The organism is Microbispora corallina, from assembly GCF_016863035.1.
In the GTDB taxonomy this organism is placed as follows: Bacteria; Actinomycetota; Actinomycetes; order Streptosporangiales; family Streptosporangiaceae; genus Microbispora; species Microbispora corallina.
In genome coordinates, this window is sequence record NZ_BOOC01000005.1 from 43,522 (window position 1) to 62,324 (window position 18,803).

General features: G+C 73.9%; 21 protein-coding genes. 10 read left to right on the forward strand and 11 right to left on the reverse strand.

What is annotated here, in order from left to right:
* Nucleotides 1–14: 14 nt before the first annotated feature.
* Nucleotides 15–926 (reverse strand): LysR family transcriptional regulator, encoded by a 912-nt coding sequence (locus Mco01_RS08030; RefSeq protein ID WP_204056255.1) that lies wholly within the window; start codon nucleotides 924–926, stop codon nucleotides 15–17.
* Nucleotides 927–966: 40 nt separating this feature from the next.
* A complete protein-coding gene (locus Mco01_RS08035; RefSeq protein ID WP_204056256.1) occupies nucleotides 967–1,389 on the reverse strand; it encodes a hypothetical protein in 423 nt (140 codons plus the stop codon).
* 207 nt (nucleotides 1,390–1,596) lie between these two features.
* Here Mco01_RS08035 and Mco01_RS08040 point away from each other — a divergent pair, with 207 nt between their 5' ends.
* Nucleotides 1,597–2,340 carry a hypothetical protein gene (locus Mco01_RS08040; RefSeq protein ID WP_204056257.1) on the forward strand — a complete coding sequence of 248 codons (744 nt, stop codon included), beginning with the start codon at nucleotides 1,597–1,599 and terminating at the stop codon, nucleotides 2,338–2,340.
* A 50-nt stretch (nucleotides 2,341–2,390) separates the two neighbouring features.
* Here Mco01_RS08040 and Mco01_RS08045 read toward each other — a convergent pair whose 3' ends face one another.
* The 5 genes from Mco01_RS08045 to Mco01_RS08065 all read right to left on the reverse strand — a co-directional run bounded on the left by Mco01_RS08045 (nucleotide 2,391) and on the right by Mco01_RS08065 (nucleotide 4,829).
* Nucleotides 2,391–2,783, reverse strand: a complete 393-nt coding sequence (locus Mco01_RS08045; RefSeq protein WP_239103433.1) for a PPOX class F420-dependent oxidoreductase — start codon at nucleotides 2,781–2,783, stop codon at nucleotides 2,391–2,393.
* A 270-nt stretch (nucleotides 2,784–3,053) separates the two neighbouring features.
* Complete coding sequence (locus tag Mco01_RS08050; protein WP_204056258.1) at nucleotides 3,054–3,563, reverse strand: vitamin K epoxide reductase family protein; 510 nt, start codon at nucleotides 3,561–3,563, stop codon at nucleotides 3,054–3,056.
* A gap of 38 nt (nucleotides 3,564–3,601) precedes the next feature.
* The gene (gene crcB, locus Mco01_RS08055; protein WP_204056259.1) at nucleotides 3,602–3,964 is read right to left on the reverse strand and encodes a fluoride efflux transporter CrcB; all 363 of its coding nucleotides are present in this window, start codon (nucleotides 3,962–3,964) and stop codon (nucleotides 3,602–3,604) included.
* Nucleotides 3,961–4,317, reverse strand: coding sequence for a DUF190 domain-containing protein (locus tag Mco01_RS08060; protein WP_204056260.1), 357 nt, complete (start codon nucleotides 4,315–4,317; stop codon nucleotides 3,961–3,963). Before Mco01_RS08060 ends, crcB begins: the two co-directional genes overlap by 4 nt.
* On the reverse strand, nucleotides 4,317–4,829 hold the full coding sequence (locus Mco01_RS08065) for a fluoride efflux transporter FluC (RefSeq protein WP_204056261.1): 513 nt from the start codon (nucleotides 4,827–4,829) through the stop codon (nucleotides 4,317–4,319). The genes Mco01_RS08060 and Mco01_RS08065 overlap by 1 nt, the downstream gene beginning before the upstream one ends.
* A 217-nt stretch (nucleotides 4,830–5,046) precedes the next feature.
* Here Mco01_RS08065 and Mco01_RS08070 point away from each other — a divergent pair, with 217 nt between their 5' ends.
* Entirely contained in the window at nucleotides 5,047–5,331 is a 285-nt protein-coding gene (locus tag Mco01_RS08070; protein WP_204056262.1) for a hypothetical protein, read from the forward strand.
* Between the two features lie 28 nt (nucleotides 5,332–5,359).
* On the opposite strand, the gene Mco01_RS08075 is transcribed toward Mco01_RS08070, so the two are convergent.
* On the reverse strand, nucleotides 5,360–6,514 hold the full coding sequence (locus tag Mco01_RS08075) for a serine hydrolase domain-containing protein (protein ID WP_204056263.1): 1,155 nt from the start codon (nucleotides 6,512–6,514) through the stop codon (nucleotides 5,360–5,362).
* A 70-nt stretch (nucleotides 6,515–6,584) separates the two neighbouring features.
* Here Mco01_RS08075 and Mco01_RS08080 point away from each other — a divergent pair, with 70 nt between their 5' ends.
* The 3 genes from Mco01_RS08080 to Mco01_RS08090 are packed head-to-tail and all read left to right on the forward strand — an operon-like array spanning nucleotide 6,585 to nucleotide 8,539.
* Nucleotides 6,585–7,175: a TetR/AcrR family transcriptional regulator gene (locus Mco01_RS08080; protein WP_204056264.1), complete on the forward strand. Its 591-nt coding sequence runs from the start codon at nucleotides 6,585–6,587 to the stop codon at nucleotides 7,173–7,175.
* A gap of 55 nt (nucleotides 7,176–7,230) precedes the next feature.
* Nucleotides 7,231–8,220, forward strand: coding sequence for a pirin family protein (locus Mco01_RS08085; RefSeq protein ID WP_204056265.1), 990 nt, complete (start codon nucleotides 7,231–7,233; stop codon nucleotides 8,218–8,220).
* Nucleotide 8,221: 1 nt separating this feature from the next.
* Nucleotides 8,222–8,539 carry a tetratricopeptide repeat protein gene (locus Mco01_RS08090; RefSeq protein ID WP_204056266.1) on the forward strand — a complete coding sequence of 106 codons (318 nt, stop codon included), beginning with the start codon at nucleotides 8,222–8,224 and terminating at the stop codon, nucleotides 8,537–8,539.
* Nucleotides 8,540–8,672: 133 nt separating this feature from the next.
* Here the strand turns inward: Mco01_RS08090 and Mco01_RS08095 are convergent, their stop codons facing one another.
* Complete coding sequence (locus Mco01_RS08095; protein ID WP_036325768.1) at nucleotides 8,673–9,317, reverse strand: response regulator; 645 nt, start codon at nucleotides 9,315–9,317, stop codon at nucleotides 8,673–8,675.
* A complete protein-coding gene (locus Mco01_RS08100; protein ID WP_204056267.1) occupies nucleotides 9,314–10,471 on the reverse strand; it encodes a sensor histidine kinase in 1,158 nt (385 codons plus the stop codon). Before Mco01_RS08100 ends, Mco01_RS08095 begins: the two co-directional genes overlap by 4 nt.
* Before the next feature lie 235 nt (nucleotides 10,472–10,706).
* Here Mco01_RS08100 and Mco01_RS08105 point away from each other — a divergent pair, with 235 nt between their 5' ends.
* A complete protein-coding gene (locus Mco01_RS08105) occupies nucleotides 10,707–11,345 on the forward strand; it encodes a hypothetical protein (RefSeq protein ID WP_204056268.1) in 639 nt (212 codons plus the stop codon).
* 12 nt (nucleotides 11,346–11,357) lie between these two features.
* On the opposite strand, the gene Mco01_RS08110 is transcribed toward Mco01_RS08105, so the two are convergent.
* Nucleotides 11,358–11,939 (reverse strand): TetR/AcrR family transcriptional regulator, encoded by a 582-nt coding sequence (locus Mco01_RS08110; RefSeq protein ID WP_204056269.1) that lies wholly within the window; start codon nucleotides 11,937–11,939, stop codon nucleotides 11,358–11,360.
* A gap of 83 nt (nucleotides 11,940–12,022) precedes the next feature.
* Between Mco01_RS08110 and Mco01_RS08115 the strand changes: the two genes are divergently transcribed.
* From Mco01_RS08115 to Mco01_RS08130, 4 genes are all read left to right on the forward strand, one after another.
* On the forward strand, nucleotides 12,023–13,222 hold the full coding sequence (locus Mco01_RS08115; RefSeq protein WP_204056270.1) for an FAD-dependent monooxygenase: 1,200 nt from the start codon (nucleotides 12,023–12,025) through the stop codon (nucleotides 13,220–13,222).
* Between the two features lie 84 nt (nucleotides 13,223–13,306).
* Nucleotides 13,307–14,377, forward strand: coding sequence for a glycosyltransferase (locus Mco01_RS08120; RefSeq protein WP_204056271.1), 1,071 nt, complete (start codon nucleotides 13,307–13,309; stop codon nucleotides 14,375–14,377).
* A gap of 168 nt (nucleotides 14,378–14,545) precedes the next feature.
* Nucleotides 14,546–18,142: a hypothetical protein gene (locus Mco01_RS08125; protein ID WP_204056272.1), complete on the forward strand. Its 3,597-nt coding sequence runs from the start codon at nucleotides 14,546–14,548 to the stop codon at nucleotides 18,140–18,142.
* Entirely contained in the window at nucleotides 18,142–18,708 is a 567-nt protein-coding gene (locus tag Mco01_RS08130) for a LamG-like jellyroll fold domain-containing protein (protein WP_204056273.1), read from the forward strand. Before Mco01_RS08125 ends, Mco01_RS08130 begins: the two co-directional genes overlap by 1 nt.
* Nucleotides 18,709–18,803: the final 95 nt, after the last annotated feature.

Below are 18,803 nucleotides of genomic sequence, written 5' to 3' on the forward strand. Positions count from 1 at the left end.
GCCCCGGCCGGAGATCAGCGCAGGGTGACGCTGAGCCGGGCCGAGGCGTCGCGGAGGTAGTCGAGGAACGCCCGGAGCGCCGGGTTGGGATTGGTGGGCCGGGTGGCGGCGCCCACCCGCCGGTAGAGCTTCGGCCCCTCCACGTGACAGACCTGCACCCCGGTGGCCCCCTGGACGCCGAGGCTCGGGACCAGGGCCACCCCCAGCCCGGCCCGCACCAGGCCGAGCGTGACCTCGTAGTGGTCGCTGCGGCAGCGGATGGCGGGGGTGAAGCCCTCCAGCGCGCTCGCGCGTTCCAGCACCGACACCGGCGTCTCGGTGCCGAACGTGGTGATCCACGGATCGTCGGCCAGGTCGGCGAGCCGCACCCGGGGCCGGCGCGCCGCCGGATGACCGAGCGGCACGACCAGCAGGTGCGGCTCGTCGAAGAGGTGGACGACCTCCACGCCCTTCGGCGGCTTCCAGGTGTCGAGGGCGTGCTCGAAGACGACCAGCACGTCGAGCGCGCCGCGTTCGACGTCGGGGAGCAGCTCGTGGGGCTGGCCGAGCACCAGGTCGAGCTCGACGCCGGGGTGGCGGGCCGTGAACGACGACAGGGCGAGCGGCAACAGCCGGTACCCGGCCGAGGCGAAGAACCCGATGCGCAGCTGGCCCGCGTCGGCCCTGGCCTGCGCGAACAGGTCCTTCTCCGCCGACTCGATGAGGTCGAGCACCTCCTGGGCCCGGGTCGCCAGCCGCCGCCCGGCCGCGGTCAGCTGGAGGCTGTGGGCGGACCGCTCCACCAGGCCCACCCCGGCCTCCTCCTCCAGCCGGGCGAGCTGGTGGGAGACGGCGGAGGGCGACAGCCGCAACGTCCGGGCGGCTCCGGCGATGCTCCCGGTCCTGAAGACCTCCTGGAGCACCTTCAGGCGGTGGCTGCTGAGCATTCCCCCAGTATCGGCGCCGCCCGGACCGTCGCGTCCCAGGTCAGGGGCCGGGGAACTGGTAGTCGGTCACGATGCGGCCGTCCTCGCCGAGCACCAGGACCTCCAGCCCGCCGCCCACCGGGTCGCCGCCGCCGACCGGCACCATCTCCCAGGTGAACTTCACCATCTCGCGGAGGCGGACGACGTCCCCGGCGGACCGGAACGTGTACTCCCCCGGGGCGACGAACGTCCGGTAGGCGTGGGCCACCCGCGCCTCGATGGCGTCGTACCCGTGGACCTCCAGGGTGGTGTGGTCGAAGCCCAGGCCGGCGGCCGTCTCCCGGATCTCCTGGGGCGGCTGGAGCACGTGGCCCCCGCCCTCCGCCCACAACTCCTCGATGGTCGTACGACGTACCCCGGCGTCCGGCTCGCCCCAGAGGGCGACGTAGCGGCCGACCAGGTTCCCCGCGTCGATGTCGATCACTGTTTCTCCTCGCAGGCATGTCCGTGCGCGTTCCCCTCCGCGAACCCGCGAACGGTCGCGGAGCACTCCGAATGCTCCCGAGGGCCCCGCCGACCGGCAATTCCCGAAAAGGAATGACCATCCCCGCTTCGCGTCGGCAACCGCGAAGTGGGATCGGCCGTCTTCTCCTGCGTCCCGTTCTTCACAGACATCACCAGAGGAGTCGCCGTGCGCGTCCGTTCTCTGTTATCCGTCGTCATCGTCGCCCTCGGGCTGCTCGTCGCCCCGTTCGCGGCCCAGGCCGGCGCCGTCGCCCACTCCGCCTCGGCGAGCTGCTACCGGCAGGTCGGCGACCACTGGGAGTGCGTCACGCCCGGCGCGTTCTGCCCGGCCGCCGCGCACGGCAAGTACGGCTACTCGGAGGACGGCGACGCCTACAGGTGCGTGCAGGACGGGTCGTACTGGCGGTGGAAGCCCACCTCGACGTCCGGCCCGGCGCCGACGCCCACGCCGAGCCCCACCGCGAAGCCCGTGAAGCCCGCCTGCTCCCGCGCCTATCTGCCGCTGCCCGACCCGAAGTGCCAGCCCGGCGCCCGCAACCCCGCCGTCACCCAGGCCACGATCGCCACCACCGTCTGCAGGGCCGGCTGGGTCAAGAAGATCCAGGCGCCCGCGAGCTACACGAACGCGCTGCGGGTCAAGCAGATCGCCCAGTACGGCCACAAGGACACCCGGCCGTCCCACTACCAGGAGGACGCCCTCATCCCGCTGTCTCTGGGCGGGGCGCCGAAGAGCGTCAAGAACCTGTGGCCCGAGCCCCTCTACAAGGCCGGCGGCCGCACGGCACTCGACAAGGACGCCGTGGAGCGCCGGCTCGCCAGGGCCGTCTGCGCCGGTGACGTACGGCTCTCGGCCGCGCAGAAGGCGATCGCGAAGGACTGGCGGACGGCCCTGAAGAGGCTCGGCCTGTAGGACGTGACCCCGCCGCGCCGCTCACCGTCCCGTGAGCGGCGCCGGCGGCCTCAGCGCGGGCTGACGATCCTCTCGGGCTCGATCACGAAGATCACGCGTACCTGGTCGCGTCCGCCGAACCAGGGGTACGGCCCGCCCAGGTACTTCTGCGCCAGCGCCTCGATGTGGTCGGCCGCGCCGTCGGTCGTGACCTTGACCACCCGGCCGCGTACCTGGACGTACCGCGACGGCTGGTCGGGGTCGGAGACGGCGAGAGCCACCCGCGGGTCCCGGTCGACGTTGCGGGTCTTCACGTGGGTCTGCACGGTGTTGACGAGGATGTGCTCGCCGTCGGTGTCCACCCACGTCTGGGTGAGCTGCGGCGACCCGTCGGGCATCGTGGTCGCGAGATAGCAGGTGCTCGGCCGCCGCAGCAGCGCGATCAGTTCTTCGGTGAGTTTCACGACGGTCTCTCGGCAGGGCGGGGCGCGGCGGACGCGCCCGCACGGCATGGTCGTGCGGCAGGATACGTGCCCCACCTGCGAGCCCATACGCAAGCCACGCCCACACCGCCCGTCCGGGCCGCGCCGCCGTCTCCCGTCCCCGTACGGCGGTCCCGCGGGACTCCGTCCCGGTGAGCGCACCACGGCCTCAGCGGTCGCGGCGGCGGGCGATGCGTTTGCGCCGGGCGACCTCGCGGCGGTGCGGGGTTCAGGGTATCTCGCGGGGCCTCGTCAGGCCCGTCCCACGAGGGACGCCGAGAGCGGCAGCCCGTTCCTCCTCAGCTCCCTGACCCGGCCCAGCGCCGCCCGTACCTCCCGGGAGACCAGCAGCGCGACGACCCAGGAGATCACGGCGGAGGTGATGCACAGCGTGCAGAACGTGCCGGTCAGGACGGGCTGCGTGATCACCAGGCCGACGCCGGTGACCGCGAACGCGGCCGCCGTCAGCCCGACGAGCAGCACGAGCCACGGCCGGTCGTGCCACCGCCGGCTGCCTCCGGACAGCTCCAGGACCGCCTCGGCGAGGTAGGCGACCGCGCCCAGCGTCGCGTCGGACACCGGGAGCATGCGGGACACGGCCGACGTCAGCACCGCCCGGGAGCCGTCCCCGAAGAACGGATCCCACACCGACGACAGCACGCCGTACTGGAACAGCGCCAGGTAGGTCGAGACCGCGCACCCGAAAAGGGCCAGGACGGCGATGGGCACCCTGCTGCGGAACGAACTGGGACCATCCGACATGACGCCTCGACTACCCCTCAGGGCCCGGCGCAACCGGATCAGGCGGTGAGCGCCTGCGCGATCACCAGGCCGACGAAAGCGGCACCCAGACCGGCGACCAGACCGGCCACGACGTTGGCGAGCGCGTAGAAGCGGGCGCCGTCCTGGACCAGGCGCAGGGTCTCGTAGCTGAAGGTGGAGTAGGTGGTCAGCGCCCCGCAGAAGCCCGTCCCCACGAACGCGGTGACCGCGGGGCCGGCGGGCAGCCCGGCGAGCAGGCCGAGCACCAGCGACCCCGCGACGTTGACCGCGAGGGTCCCCCACGGGAACACCGAGTCGTGGCGCGCCTGGACGAACCGGTCGGTGAGGTAGCGCAGGGGCGCGCCGATCGCGGCCCCCAGCACGACGAGCAGGACCGTCATCCGGCGCCGCCCTCGGACGCGGGCCGCCCGGCGTAGCGGATCACCTCGACCGGGTCGAGCACGACCAGGCCCTCGGTGATCAGCTCGTCGAGCTGCGGGAGGAACGCCCGGATCCGGTCCTCCGCGTCGACGATGACGACCGCCACCGGCAGGTCGTCCGACAGCGACAGGATCCGGTCGGTGTGGACGCGGCTCGACGCGCCGTACCCCTCGATGCCGCGCAGCACGGACGCGCCCGCCAGCCCGGCCGCGTGGGCGCGCGCCACGATCTCGTGATACAGCGGCCGGTGACGCCACCGGTCGGTCTCCCCGATGAAGACGGTCAGCCGTACGGCGGGGCCCGTCAGCCTCATCACGGCCTCCTCTCCCGGTGGCTCTCCCGGCGGCTCTGCGCGCGGGCCCGGCCGGCGCGGACGGCGAACGACGTGACGGCGGCGCCGGCCCACACCGCCGTGAGGGCCGCGGCGAGCGTCGCCACGAGGTACGCGAGCGCCGTCACCGCCGCGCCCGCCGCCAGGGCCTGGTGGATGTCGACGACGTACGTCGAGAAGGTGGTGTAGCCGCCGAGCACCCCCACGCCCAGGAACGGCCGCAGCAGCCGGCGCCCGCTCCACACCTCGCCGATCAGCACCATCAGCACACCGATCAGGAAACACCCGGACACGTTGACCAGGAACGTCGACCAGGGGAACCCGCCGGGCGGATGCGGCAGGGCGGTGGAGATCCCGAAGCGGGCGAGAGCCCCGAGCACGCCACCCGCGGAGACGGCGGCCAGAACCGGCAGCGGGCTGGGCCGCACCTCGGCGCGATCGGCCGGGACGTGGAGGTCGACATCGGGGTCGACGGGCGTGACCGGCTCCTGCACTCGATCCTCCTACCGGCATGAACGCATCGCATGCGGTAGGGACCGTCGGCGACGCGGCGTCGCGGTTCTCCCCCTCGGGAACGGCGGGCCCCACCGCCGCCGCCCAGGACCGGCCAGGGCGTGCCACCACTATACGGGCCGCCGGGCGACCCCTCCCTTCCTCGGGGGCGCCGCCCACGGCATCGGGAGGTACGGTGCCGGTGAGGAGGAACGGCCCATGACGGACGAGAACATCACCGCGATCGGCCGCTGCTACGGCTGCAAGCGCAGATTCCGCTTCGACCCGGACACGGTCACGATGTTCCTGGTCGACCCGGAGACGAACCTCCCGCCCGGCATGAGTCCGCTGGGATCCCGGCGCGAACCCACCCCTGAGGCGCTGGCGCGGTCGGTGAAACTGCCGGTCTGCCCGGCCTGCGTCGAACGGGCCAAGCGGGTCCTGGAGGCCGGGACCGACCCCCGGCCTCCGGAGTTCCCCGTTTGGCACCGGCCCTCGTCCTGACCCCGCGCCGGAGCGTGCACGTGGGCCGTCACTCCGGGCGCAGGCACTCCCGTACGGCGGCGGCGAGCCGGGTGGCACGGCCGTCGCCGTGGCCGACCATGCGGTTGCTCACGTAGGCGAAGCCCACGCCGTACTCGTCGTCGCCGAAGGCGAACTGGCCGCCCGCGCCGTCGTTGCCGAAGCCGCGCGGGCCGAGCATGGGCCGGAAGCCCGGCGAGTCGAGCAGGAAGCCGGTCCCCCACCGGGCCCCCAGGTCGGGGAACCCCGACCACGAGGGCCCGGACGACTGCTCGCGCAGGGCGTCGTCCAGCGTGTCCCGGCCGAGCAGCGGCGGCGCGCCGTCGATCCCGGTGGCGGCCGCGGCGTAGAGCCCGGCGAGCCCGCTCGCCGACGAGACGGCGCCCGCTCCGGGGAACTCCGCGGTGAGCATCGCCGGGTCGTTCCAGCCGTGCGGCTCGTCGATGCCGGGGAAGACGAGCACGCCGTTCATGGTCACGATGCGCACGGGCAGCGAATCGGGACCGGGCATCGAGGGCCGGCCCTCGGCCTCCGACAGGCGGGCCAGGTGGCCGAGCTCGTCCTCCGGCAGGCCGATCCAGGTCCGCAGCCCGAGGTCGTCCGCGACGGCCTTGCGGAAGTACGCGCCCGGGGTGAGGCCGGTGATCCGCCGGATCACCTCGCCGATGAGGAAGCCGAAGACGTGGCCGTGGTACTCGTGGGCGGTGCCAGGCTCCCACAACGGCTCCTGCTCCTCGATCGCCCGGACCACCGGCGTCCACGCGACGATCTCCTCGAAGCCGGGCGTGCGGTCGAGGACGGGGAGCCCGGCGCGGTGCCCGAGGACCATGCGCGACGTGATCGCCTCCTTGCCGGCCCGTGCGAACTCGGGCCAGTACCGGCTCACCGGGGCGTCGAGGTCCAGCCGTCCCTGCTGGGCGAGGAGGTGGGCGCAGACGCTCACGACACCCTTGGCACAGGAGAAGATCGGCACGACGGTCTCCGCGGACCACGCCCGGCCGTCGCGCGCGTCCGCGACCCCGCCCCACAGGTCCACCACCTGCCGCCCGCCGGCGAACACGGCCACGGCCGCGCCCAGCTCGCCGTACTCGTCGAAGTCGCGGCGGAAGACGTCGGCCACGCGGCCGAACGCCTCGTCGGCCCATCCGTTGTCGAGTGCTTTCATGGCGGGGAACGCTACTTCGCCTATTGGTATTAGGCAACTACTTATTGGTCTTAGGAAGAGGAGGCGGCGGATGGCTCGTGCGGGCCTGACGACCGAGCGCGTGACGGAGGCCGCCGCGGAGCTGGCGGACGCGGTCGGGTTCGAGAACGTGACGGTGGCGGCGCTGGCGCGCAGCTTCGGAGTCAAGGAGCCGAGCCTGTACTCGCACGTCAAGAACCTGAAGGACCTGCGGGAACGGGTCGCCCTGCTGGCCGCGGGCGAGATGGCCGACCGCATCGCCGCCGCGGTCGCCGGCCGGTCGGGGGTGGACGCGCTGGCCGCGTTCGCGAACGCGTACCGGGACTACGCGCTGACCCATCCCGGCCGCTACGCGGCGACGCAGGTCCGGCACGACCCGGCCGTGGTGGCCGCCTCCCCGGCCTTCGCCCGCCACGTCGAGCTCACCCACGCGATGCTGCGGGCGTACCGGCTGGAGGAACCGGACCTGACCGACGCGGGACGGCTGCTGCGCAGCTCCTTCCACGGCTACGTGACACTGGAGACCAACGGCGTCTTCACCCACACCCGGGAGATCCGGGCGTCGTGGGAGCGGGGGGTCGCGGCGCTCCACTTCCTGCTGGAGAACTGGTCCGCCGCCTCGGTTCGCGCGGGGAATGTCTGAGGGCCATCATGGGTTCTATCGCACGTACTTGAAGTTTCAACCAGAAGGGGTGGCCATGCCCGCCGTCACCGCCGACACACTGACGCTGCCGCGCGTCGCCGTACCGGATCCGGCCGTCGCCGGACCGCGCCCCGTGCGGTCGGTGACGACCGCGCCCAGCGGCTTCGAGGGCGAGGGCTTCCCCGTCCGGCGCGCGTTCGCCGGGGTCCCCCAGTCCGCGCTCGACCCGTTCATCCACATGGACCAGATGGGCGAGGTCGAGTACGCCCCGGGCGAGCCCAAGGGCACGCCGTGGCACCCGCACCGCGGCTTCGAGACCGTCACGTACATCATCGACGGGATCTTCGAGCACCAGGACTCCAACGGGGGCGGCGGCACGATCACCGACGGCGACACGCAGTGGATGACCGCCGGCTCGGGCCTGCTGCACATCGAGAAGCCGCCGGAGCACCTGGTCGTCTCGGGAGGCCTGTTCCACGGCATCCAGCTGTGGGTCAACCTGCCGCGTGCGCACAAGTTCCACCTGCCCCGTTACCAGGACATCCGCGGGGGCGAGTCGGCGCTGCTCACCTCGCCCGACGGCGGCGCGCTGCTGCGCGTGATCGCCGGCGAGCTGGACGGCCACGCCGGCCCCGGCGTGACGTTCACCCCGATCACGATGGTCCACGCCACCGTCGCCCCCGGCGCCCGGCTCGACCTGCCGTGGAACCCGGACTTCAACGCCCTCGCCTACGTGCTCGCGGGCCAGGGGTCCGTGGGCGCCGAGCGCCGGCCGGTCCGCAAGGGACAGCTGGCCGTATTCGGCCCCGGCGGGTCGCTGACGCTAGCGGCGGACACCGCCCAGCCCCTGGCGGAGCCCAACCTGGAGGTGCTGCTGCTCGGCGGGCGGCCGATCCGCGAGCCGGTCGTCCACTACGGCCCGTTCGTGATGAACACGCGCGCCGAGATCATCCAGGCGATGGAGGACTACCAGGCGGGCCGTCTCGGCGTCATCCCCGCCGAGCGGGTCCCGCACGCGGACGGGCCGATGCCCGGAAAGGAGTGAGATGGACAGGCTTGCCGAGGAGTACGAGCGGGGCCGGCTGTTCTTCGAGCTGAAGGACTACATCGGCGCCGCGCGCATCCTGGCGGACGTGGTGGCCGAGGCCCCGGACGACCTGGCGGCCCGGCTGCTACTGGCCCGCGCCTACTACCACTCGGCCCAGCTCGGCCGGGCCGAGTCCGAGCTCCGCCTGATCCTGGAGCGCCATCCGGCCGAGGACTACGCCTGCCTGCTGCTCGGCCGGACCCTGGAGCGGCGGAGCAGGCCCGAGGAGGCCGCCCGCTACCTGCGGCTGCACGCGGCCATGACCGGGGCGGCCTGACCGTCCACCACTGAGGGGCCGGCGACCACGCGTCGCCGGCCCCCTCTGTGTGTCGGCGGAGCGCGCCGGAGACGCCGGCGACGAGCCCGGGAACGGCGCCTGGCAAAGGCGCACGGGGACGGCCCGCGGCCGTTCAGCCGGGAACGACGAGGCCGGACTCGTAGGCGAAGATCACCGCCTGGATGCGGTCGCGCAGGCCGAGCTTGGTGAGGATGCGGCTGACGTGGGTCTTGGCCGTCGTGTCGGAGATGAACAGCTCGGCCGCGATCTCCGGGTTTGACAGGCCCCGGGCCATCAGCCTCAGCACCTCGATCTCGCGGGCCGTGAGGACGTCGAGGGCGGGTGAGCGGCGCGGCAGGGGGGCCGCGGCGAACGCCTCGATGACCCGCCGCGTCACCCCCGGCGTCAGGATTCCGTCCCCCGCCGCCACGACCCGGACCGCCTCGATCAGCCGCTCGGCGGGCGCCTCCTTGGTCAGGAAGCCGGCGGCGCCCGCCCGCAGCGCCTCGTAGACGTACTCGTCGAGGTCGAACGTGGTCAGCACGATGATCCGGGTGGCCACCCCGGCGAGGCGGCGGGTCGCCTCCAGGCCGTTGACCCCCGGCATGCGGATGTCCATGAGCGCGACGTCCGGGGCGAGCGAACGGATCGCCCGCACGGCCTGCTCTCCGTCGCCGGCCTCGGCGACCACCTCGATGTCGGGCTCGTCGTCCAGCATCAGCCGGAAGCCGCGCCGCACCATCGCCTGATCGTCGGCCACCACCACACGAATGCTCATCGCCCGCCTCCGCCGAACGGGAGCGCCGCGCGCACCCGGAAGCCGCGCCGGTACGGCCCGGCCTCCAGCGTCCCGTCATACAGCGCCGCCCGCTCGCGCATGCCGATCAGCCCGTGACCGGTGCCCGGGGTGGCGCCGTTCCCGCCGGCGCCCGCGGCCGGACCGTCGTCGCGAACCTCCAGCTCGACGGCCTCGCCGGTCCACCGCAGCGCGATCTCGGCGCGCGCGCCCCGCCCCGCGTGCCGGAGCGTGTTGGTGAGCGCCTCCTGCACAATCCGGTAGGCGGCCAGGTCGACGCCCGGCGGCAGCGCGGACGGCTCCCCCTCCACCGTCATCCCGACCGCCAGCCCTGTCTCGCGCATCTGGTCGAGCAGGGACGGCAGCCGGTCGAGGCCGGGCTGCGGGGCGAGCGAGAGCTCCTCGTCGTCGGCGCGGAGGATCCCCAGCAGCCGCCGCAGCTCGCCGATGGCGCCCCGGCCCGTCTGCTCGACCTCGTCGAGCAGCTCGCTGTCGTCCGGGCGGTCGTGGCGCAGGCGCCGCCGTACGACGCCGGTCTGGACGACCATGACGCTGAGGCTGTGCGCGACCACGTCGTGGAGCTCGCGGGCGATCCTGGTTCGCTCGGCCAGCACGGCCCGCTGCGCGTCCTCGGCCCGGCGGCGTTCGAGCTCGGCCGCCTTGTCCTTGAGGACGCGCGCCTCCAGGCCGCGCCTGCGGATGAGGTACCCCAGCGTCCAGGCGCCGCCGAACAGCACGCCGGTGAACAGGTAGTCGCCCGCGCCGCCGCGGCCGGGGTCGATCGCGAAGCCGACCAGCACGAACGCGGCCACCATGGCCGCGCCGAGGACGGCGTCCCGCAGCTTGGCGTTGGCCGCGACGGAGTAGCTGACCACGATCATGGCGAAGAACGCGTACCCGCTCTCGAAATTGTGCGCCACGGGCGAGAAGGCGGCCACGGCCACGAGGTCGGCCGCGACCACGCCGAGCGGCCAGACCCGCCGCCAGGCGACGGGGACGACGGCGGCGGCCGCCGCGAGCATCTCGACGGCGGTCAGGGGGATGTCGCCGGTCGTCGCCTCCAGCACGGCCGTGACGCCGAGCAGCGCGGCGACCGCGACGTCGGTCCACGGGGGCCGGGGCGGGAGCCAGCGCATGGCGCTCACGATAACCCCGGACCCCGGCGGGCCGGATCGCCCGAGCGGACGACGGCAGCGTCCTCCAGCCGCCCGATGCGCGCGGCCGCCGTGCTCGTCCCACAGCCGGACGCGCACGGCCGTCCGAGTCGTCGTACGGCCGGACGATCGCGGTCGCCGGAATCGTCGTACGGCTGGACGCGCCCGGGCGAGGGGCGCGCCTACGGTGGCGGCCTCACCGACCGAGGAGGCTCACATGTCCGCATCCGCCGCAGATCTCCGCCGCCGCTTCGCCGGGGCCTGCCTGATCGCCGGGCCCGCCGCGATGGCCGCGGCGATGGCGCTGAAGACGCCGGGCGGCGACGCCCGCGCCCTGCTCGCCGAGGTCGCCGCCGACCCCGGCCGGTTCCGCCTGGCCGTCCTGCTGCAACTGATCGCCTCCGTCGTCATGCTGCCCGGGCTCGCCGGACTGCCCCGGCTGTTCCCCGGCCGGGGCGCCGTGCTCGGGCACCTCGGCCTCGGCCTGCTCGGGCTCAACATCCTGGGCAACCTCGGCGACGCCGCGAGCGGCACGGCCCTCGGCGCGCTCGCGGCGGGCGGCGTGACCGATCAGGACGTGGCGGCGGCGAACGGCGTGGCCGCCGAGCCGGCCTTCGCCGTCGTCCAGATCATGGTGCTGGCCGGCATGCTCGGGTTCGTCCTGCTGCCGGCCGCGCTGCTGCGGTCCCGTACGGTCCACTGGGCCGTCCCGGCACTGATCCTGGCAACGCTGGTCTCGTTCTTCCTTCCGGTCACCGAGGGGCTGGGCGGCGTCCTGCTCACTTCGGCCCTCGGCACGGTGGGCGTCCGCTTCCTGCGGCCCGCCCCGGCCGACGCGGAATCCGTGCTCGTGTGACGGCTCCCCCGGTCAGCCCTCCGGCCGCCCCGCCCGGATCGCGCGCAGCGCCTCCACGAGGTCGTGGGCGGAGGGGGCGCTGTCCGGGTCGACCAGCCACTGGGTCGCCAGTCCGGCGAGCAGCGCCTGGTAGAACGAGCCGACGGCCATGGCCTTCTTCTCGTCATCCGCCGGGTCGAGGCCCTCGAAGAGCGCCGCCAGCCCCAGCCGGGCCTGCCGGTTGGCGCCCGCGAAGGCCTCCCGCAGCTCGGGCAGGCGGTCCATCTGCGCGACGAGCTCGAACTGGATGGCCCACAGGGGCCGGAGCCTGCCGTACGACTCGATGATCCGCGCCCAGGTGGCCTCGAACCGCTGGGTCGGGGTGGCGTCCGGCGGGGCCTCGGCAGCCAGGGTGCTCTCGAGCTCCTGCCCCCACTCCTCCATCGCCTCGATGAGGGCGGCGTCGAGCAGGGCCTTCGTCGACCTGAAGTGGTAGCCGATCGAGGCGAGGCTGGTGCCCGACGCCGCGGCGATGTCCCGGGCGGTGGTGCCCGAGTACCCCTTCTCCATCAGGCACCGCTTGGCCCCGGCGAGCAGGTCTTCCCGATTTCCCATGCCCAGAGCCTAGCGGATCCTCGTACAGATGTCTTGGACAATTGTGCTAGACAGATGAGTGAGACGTTTGTACAGTCAGGGCCATGACGAACATCCTGATCTCCGGCGGAGGCGTCGCCGGGTCCACGCTGGCCTTCTGGCTCCGCAGGCACGGGTTCACCCCGACCGTGGTGGAGCGCGCGCCCTCCCTCAGGGACGGCGGCTACAAGATCGACATTCGCGGCGCGGCCCTTGAGGTCGTCGACCGCATGGGACTGTCCGACGAGGTGCGCCGGCACGGCACCGACATGCGGATCGCGCGGTTCGTCGACGCCCGCGGCAGGGAGCGGGCGACCATGAGCGCCGACCTGTTCGGCGGCCGCGAGGGCGACGACGTCGAGATCATGCGCGGCGACCTGGCCCGCATCCTGCACGAGGCGACCCGGGACGACGTGGAGCACCTGTTCGGCGACTCCATCACCGGGATGGAGGAGACGCCCGAGGGCGTCCGCGTCACCTTCGAGACGGCCCCGCCCCGGACGTTCGACCTCGTGGTGGGCGCCGACGGGCTGCACTCCACCGTCCGCGAGCTGGCCTTCGGCGAGGAGTCCCGGTTCGTCCACGACCTCGGCCACTACATCTCGATCTTCACGGTCCCCAACCACCTGGGCCTCGACCGCACCGAGATGATGCACCCGGCCCCCGGCCGGAGCGCCGGGATGTACAGCACGCGCGGCGCCGCCGACGCCAAGGCGCTGTTCCTGTTCTCCTCGCCTCCGATGGCGTACGACCGGCGCGACGTGGCGGGGCAGAAGAAGCTGCTGGCCGAGGCCTTCGCCGGCACGGGCTGGGAGGTGCCGCGGCTCCTGGAGGCGATGGAGGACGCCCCCGACTTCTACCTCGACTCCATCAGCCAGGTGCGGATGGACCACTGGTCGTCCGGACGGGTCGTCCTCCTGGGCGACGCCGCCTACGGCCCCTCGCCCGCCTCCGGCCAGGGCACCAGCCTGGCCCTCGTCGGCGCGTACGTCCTGGCCGGCTCCCTCGCCGCCGCGCGCGGGGACCACCGGGCCGCGTTCGCCGCGTACGAGCGCGACATGCGCCACTTCGCCGAGGAGAACCAGAAGCTCGCCGAGGGCAACCTCAAGGGCATGGTGCTGACGTCGCCGGGCCGGATCAGGTTCCAGATGCTCATGCTCCGGCTGATGCCGCACCTGCCGGGCCGGAACAGCATGATCAAGCGGGTCACCGAGCCCATCCGCAGGGCCGCCTCCGCCATCACGCTCAAGGACTACCGGCCTTGATGCCTGGCCCTTCCCGTACGACCATGACAGAGGTACGGCGAGCCCGTCGGCCAGGGGCTCGGCGAATTCGATACGGGTGGGGATATGTCAGTCGTCCACGTCCTCAACCGTGTCAAGATCGGGCACGGCCGCGGATTGAGCGCGATCGCTCTCGCGCAGGCCCAGCACCGGGCCGGGTGGAACGTCCGGCTGCTGGTCAGCGGCGTTCACAGCCCTCGGCTCCTGCCTCGCTCGCCGGAGCCCGAGGCTCTCCTGGGCGACTTCGGCGCGGACGTTTACCACAAGGTGGATGCGATCGACCGCGTCGCCGAGGCGCTGGACCGCGGCACCCGGCCCGGCGACGCCGTCGTCAGCCACGAGAGCATCGACCTGGCGGCGGCCTGCCGTCTCCGGGGCCGCCGGGTCGTGGCGGCGCTGCACTCCGTTCCCGAGGTGTCCCTCAACTACCTGCCCGCGGCTCACCTCCGGACGATCGCCGACCGGGTCGACCACTGGGTCACGTGGGGCAGTCTCGCGGCCGGCAGGCTGGCCGACCAGCTGAAGGTGGGCCCGGAGCGGATCACCGTCAGCGGCCAGTGCGTGGAGCCGGACGACCGCGTCGTACGGCGGCTTCCCGGCTCGCCCGCGTGCCTGACCGTGGCACGCGTGGACCCCGTCAAGAACCACGGGCTCATCCTCGACGCGCTGGCCGTCCTCGCCCGGCGCATGCCCGGCATCCGATGGCACATGGTGGGGCCCTCCGTCGACGACGCGCACCTTCACGGCCTGCTCGGGAGGGCGGCGCGCCTCGGGGTCGACGGGATGGTCACCTGGCACGGATCCCGCGACGACGTGGCCGCGGTCATGCTCGGCAGCGACGTGAGCGTGCTGACGTCGCACGCCGAGGGTCTCCCCCGTGCGACGCAGGAGGCGATGGCCCTCGGCGTCCCGACGGTCATGCCCGCCGCACTGGTCCGCGATCTCACCCATGCGGGGCTGCCGGTCACGTACGAGGGAACCGCCCCGGAGGCGGTCGCCGCGGCCGTCGAGACCGCGCTCCGCGTCGCGCCGGAGCGGCGGGCGGCCGCGGCGTCGTGGGTCCGCAGGACGTGGAGCTGGGAGCGCGTGCTGGCCGACTGGGCGGGAGCGCTGGCGGACGGGACGCGTGACGCCTGACCCGCGGCCCGGCGGACGGCTCCGCCGGCACACGGGCCGGGCCGGCGTCGCCGGGCGGCCCGTTGACGCGCGTGTGCCGATGATGGAGGGTGACGAGGTGCGCTCGTCGTGGTCGCCGTGGACAGGCCGGGAGGCCGGGGCGCGTGGGCCGGTCGCCCGGGAGGCGCCGTGACGGTCCATGCGGAGGGAGCCGGCTCGATCGCCGTCGGCGGGGACGCCATCAACAGCATCTTCGTCACGGGCGGCGTCAACCAGTTCTTCGTCGGGCAGTACGAGCGTCTGGCGGAGGCTTACCTCAGTCCGCGGGCGCTGTACCGGGAGCTGCGGCTCGACGAGTACACCGGCCGGGACTGGCTGGTGCGGGAGATCGACAGCTTCCTGTCGTCGAACGACCGCGGCTACCTCCTCATCGAGGCCGAAGCCGGGATGGGCAAGACCGCGTTCATGGCGTGGATCGCGAGGGAGCGGAAGTACGTCCACCACTTCGTCCGGCTCATGCCCGACGTGAACGACCTGGGTGTGGCCCTGCGCAACCTGTCCGCCCAGCTGATCCGCGCGTGGGACCTCCGCTCGATGGCGGTCGGCGGGGTGCTCGGGGCCAACGCCTCCCGGCCGGACTTCTTCACCGAGGTCCTTTACGAGGCCGCCGACATGCGGGACGCGACACGTCCGGGCGAGCCGATCGTCATCGCCGTGGACGGGCTGAACGAGACGGCGGCCCTGCCCTTCCAGAACCCGCTCGCCCTGCCGTCCGAGCTCCCGGACGGCGTCTACGTCCTGGCCACCCAGCGCACGACGCACCTCCCCCTGGTGGTGAACACACCGCGCCGGGTGCTCCGGATCCGGCCCGACAGCCCCGAGAACCTCGGCGACATCCGGGCCTACCTGCACCGCATGGTCGGCGCTCCGGACCTGGCGGAGCGCCTGGCCGCCTCCGGCGCGGCGCCCGCCGACGTGGTCGACAGGCTGGCGCTCTGGTGCGGCGGCGTGTGGCTGGTCCTGCGCTACGTCCTGGCGGAGCTGCGGACGGGCGCCAGGAGCCCGAGCGAACTCTCGTCGCTGCCCATCGGCCTGTGGCAGTACTACGCCCGCTTCTGGCGGGACTGGCAGCGGGCGCACGAGAGCACCTGGGCCGGCGTCGACCTCCCACTGCTCGTCGCCCTCACCGCCGCGCAGGAGCCGCTGACGCTGGACCTGCTCTGCGAGATGAGCCGGTGCCCGGATCCCGGGCGTGCGGCCGACCTCGTGGGCGACGCGTGGCGGCCCTTCCTCCACATCAGCGGCGAGGGGACGGACGAGCGCTACGCCGCCTTCCACGACAGCCTCGGGGAGTTCATGGCGGGCCAGGTGGACGCGTCCGCGCTGAGCAGCGCCGAGCGGTTCTTCGTCGACCGGCTGAGTGTGGCGCAGCGCGAGGCGCACCGGCGCGTCGCGGAGCGCTACCTCACCGCCTGGGGCGAGCTTCCGGAGGGGCTGCCGCGGCTGCGCGGCGACGCCGCCGCCATGGACGACGGCTACGGTCTGCGGCATCTGGTGCATCACCTCGTCCACGCGAGTGAGGACGCCGTCCTGCACAGCCTGATGGCGCTCGAGTGGCCACGGGCTGACGCCGGAGACGAGGCGGGGCCGTCCCCGGCGTCCAACGCCTGGTACGAGGTGCACCGGGCCCGCCGCGAGTTCGCCGGTTACGCCCTCGACGTGCAGCGGGCCTGGAGCCGTGCCGAACAGGTGCCGGACAAGGCGGCCGCCCCGGCCGCCCCCCGGACGGTCGCCCTCGAGCTGCGGTACGCGCTGATCGCGTCATCCGTCGACAGCGTGGCCGGCAACGTTCCCAGCGAACTGCTGCTCCTGCTCATCGACCACGGGATGCTCACCGCCGCACAGGCCCTTGAGCTCACCGGGGAGATGTCCGACGCTCGGGCCAGGGCCGAGTCGCTGAGCGCGCTCGTGCCGCGCCTGACCGGGCCGGCCCACGCCGAGGCGGTCCGCGAGGCGCTCGCGAGCGTCCAGCTGGTGCCCGACGGGTACTGGCGGGCGGGCGAGCTGCTGCGTCTCGCGCAGGTGGCCGGGCCGGAGCACCACGACGACCTGCGCCGCATCGCCGGCGGCATGGGCAGGCCGTACGAACGCGACATCGCGCACCGGGGACTGGACGCCCTGAGCCTCCCCGGCCCGGTCGCGCCGGTGCTGTCGGGAGACGCGCACGAGCCGCGGGATCCGGCGGAGTTCCTGGAGCAGTACCGCCGCCGGACCCGTCGCGGCGTGGCCACCCTCCTGATCGGCCTCGACGATGACCCGGCCGCGTCCGGCGCCGACCGGCACGTGGCGTCCAGCGGCTTCGTGCGGTCGCCGCGATGGCGCGCCGAGCTGCTCACGGAGTCGGCGAGGACCGCCCCGGCGGAGACGCGTGAGGCCGTGCTGCGGGCGGCGCTGGACATCTCCCTCCTCGTGGGCGACCGGCAGATCCTCACCACCACCATGGGGTCGATCGCGGCGTGCCTGGCCGCGACCGGCGCCGTCGACATGGCGCTGGCCTGCGCCTCCGAGATGCCGGACGCCGAGGGACTGGCGAGGGCGCTGTTCGCGATCGCGGCGGAGACCGGCGAGGCCGTGCGGCCCGGCCTGACGCGCCGCGCGCTCGACGTCGCGGCGGCCCTCGACGATCCCGCGACCCGCGGTGAACTGCTGCGGGCGAACGCGGCCGGGCTCGTTCCGATGGCGGCCGACGGGTCGCTCGCTCCGGTGCTCGCGGACCTCCCCGGAGGCTGGCGCGCCGCGGTGCTGGGCGCCGTGGCCGTCCACGACGAGCCCGCGCAGCGGGTCCGGCTGCTCGCCGACGCGCTGGACATCGCCCTGGCCTCCCCGGACGACGGCGGCGCGGTCCTGGCCGGGCTGGTCGCCGTGGCGCCCGCCGGGCTCCTGCCCGCCGCTCGCGAGGCGGTGGCCGCCGTCCACGACCGCGAGCGGCACGACGCCGCCGCCGCCGCGCTCGCCGCGAGGCTGGGCCGGGAGGGCCGGGCGGAGGCCGCGGACGAGGTCGTGGGGACGATCCGCGATCCGTACTGGAGGATGACGGCCGAGTTCGGCGCGGCGTCCGGGCTCGCCGCCGCCGGCCGCGCCGACCAAGCCGCCGAGCTGGCCGCCCGGCTGCCTTCGCGCCACTGGCGGGCCGAGGTCCTCGCGTCAGCCGGCCGTACGGACTCGGCGTACGCCGTGGCCGACGGGATCGCGGAGCCGAGCGGGCGGATCTCCGCCCTCCTCCGGATCGCGTCGGCTGCGCCGCCCGGCGGAGATCGGGACGGCCTGGAGGAGGCCCGGACGACGCTCCCCGCGATCACCGATCCGGTGACGCTCGGGCAGGCGACCATCGCCGTCGCCCTCGCCCTGGGACGACGCGGCCGGGCGGGCGACGCCCTCGACCTCGTACGGATGCTGCCCGACATCGAACGGGAGAACGCCCTGACCCGGGTCCGCCCGCTGCCGGGCGAGGCGCTCGCCGTCGCGGTCCTCCTCGCGCGGGGACTGCCCGACCCGGTCGCCAGGGGGCGGGTGCTGGCGAGCCTGACCGGGCCGCTGGTGGCCGCGGGCACCTTCGACGTCCTCGACCATGTGCGGACGGTTCTGCGCCTGCTCGCCACCGGCGCCCGCGCCCAACTGCTGGAGGTGACGCCCGGTCTGCTGCCCGGGCTGCTCGAACTGGCCGGGCCGCAGGGACTGGTCGACATGGCGGCGGCGGTCACGGCCGCGTACCGGTGGTGGCCGTGATGCCGGGATTCGAGCTGGTCGTCCACCACCGGTACACGTCGGGAAGCTCCGCCGACCTGTCAGGGCACGGCAACCACGGGCACAGCGCGACGCGGCCCGACCCGGACGGGATGCCCTTCGACGGCCGCGGCTCCCGGGTGGTCGTGTTCCCCTCGCCCAGCCTCGCCGACCTCGGGGGCGTCCGGGCCCGCGTGCGCCTCCGCGCGGACGCCCTGGCGGAACGGCGGACCCTCGTCGAGGGCTATCTGGCCTTCTCCTTCTCCATCGAGCCGGACGGCGCCCTGCTGGGCAGCGTGTACGCGGGCCTGCAGTGGCACGTCCTGGCCACCGCGCCCGGCCTGGTCCCGACCGGCCGTTGGGTGGACGTGAGCTTCGTGTACGACGGCCTGGACCTGATGACGCTCTCCGTGGACGGCGCCCTCGCCGCTTCCCGGGAGGACAATCTCGGCCGCGTGGGCGGCGTGGAGTGGCCGTACGGGCTGAACATCGGGGCCTGGCCGGACGACGACGTGCGGGTGTTCGACGGGCGGATGGCGGAGGTCTGGTTGTGGCGGCTTCGCCGCTGACGCCCAGGTGGGCGCCCACGCCGGACCCGGCCCCCGGACCCGGCCGCGGGCGTGCTCGGCGTCCGGTCGCTCTCGCCCCGGAGCCGCCGCCCGGC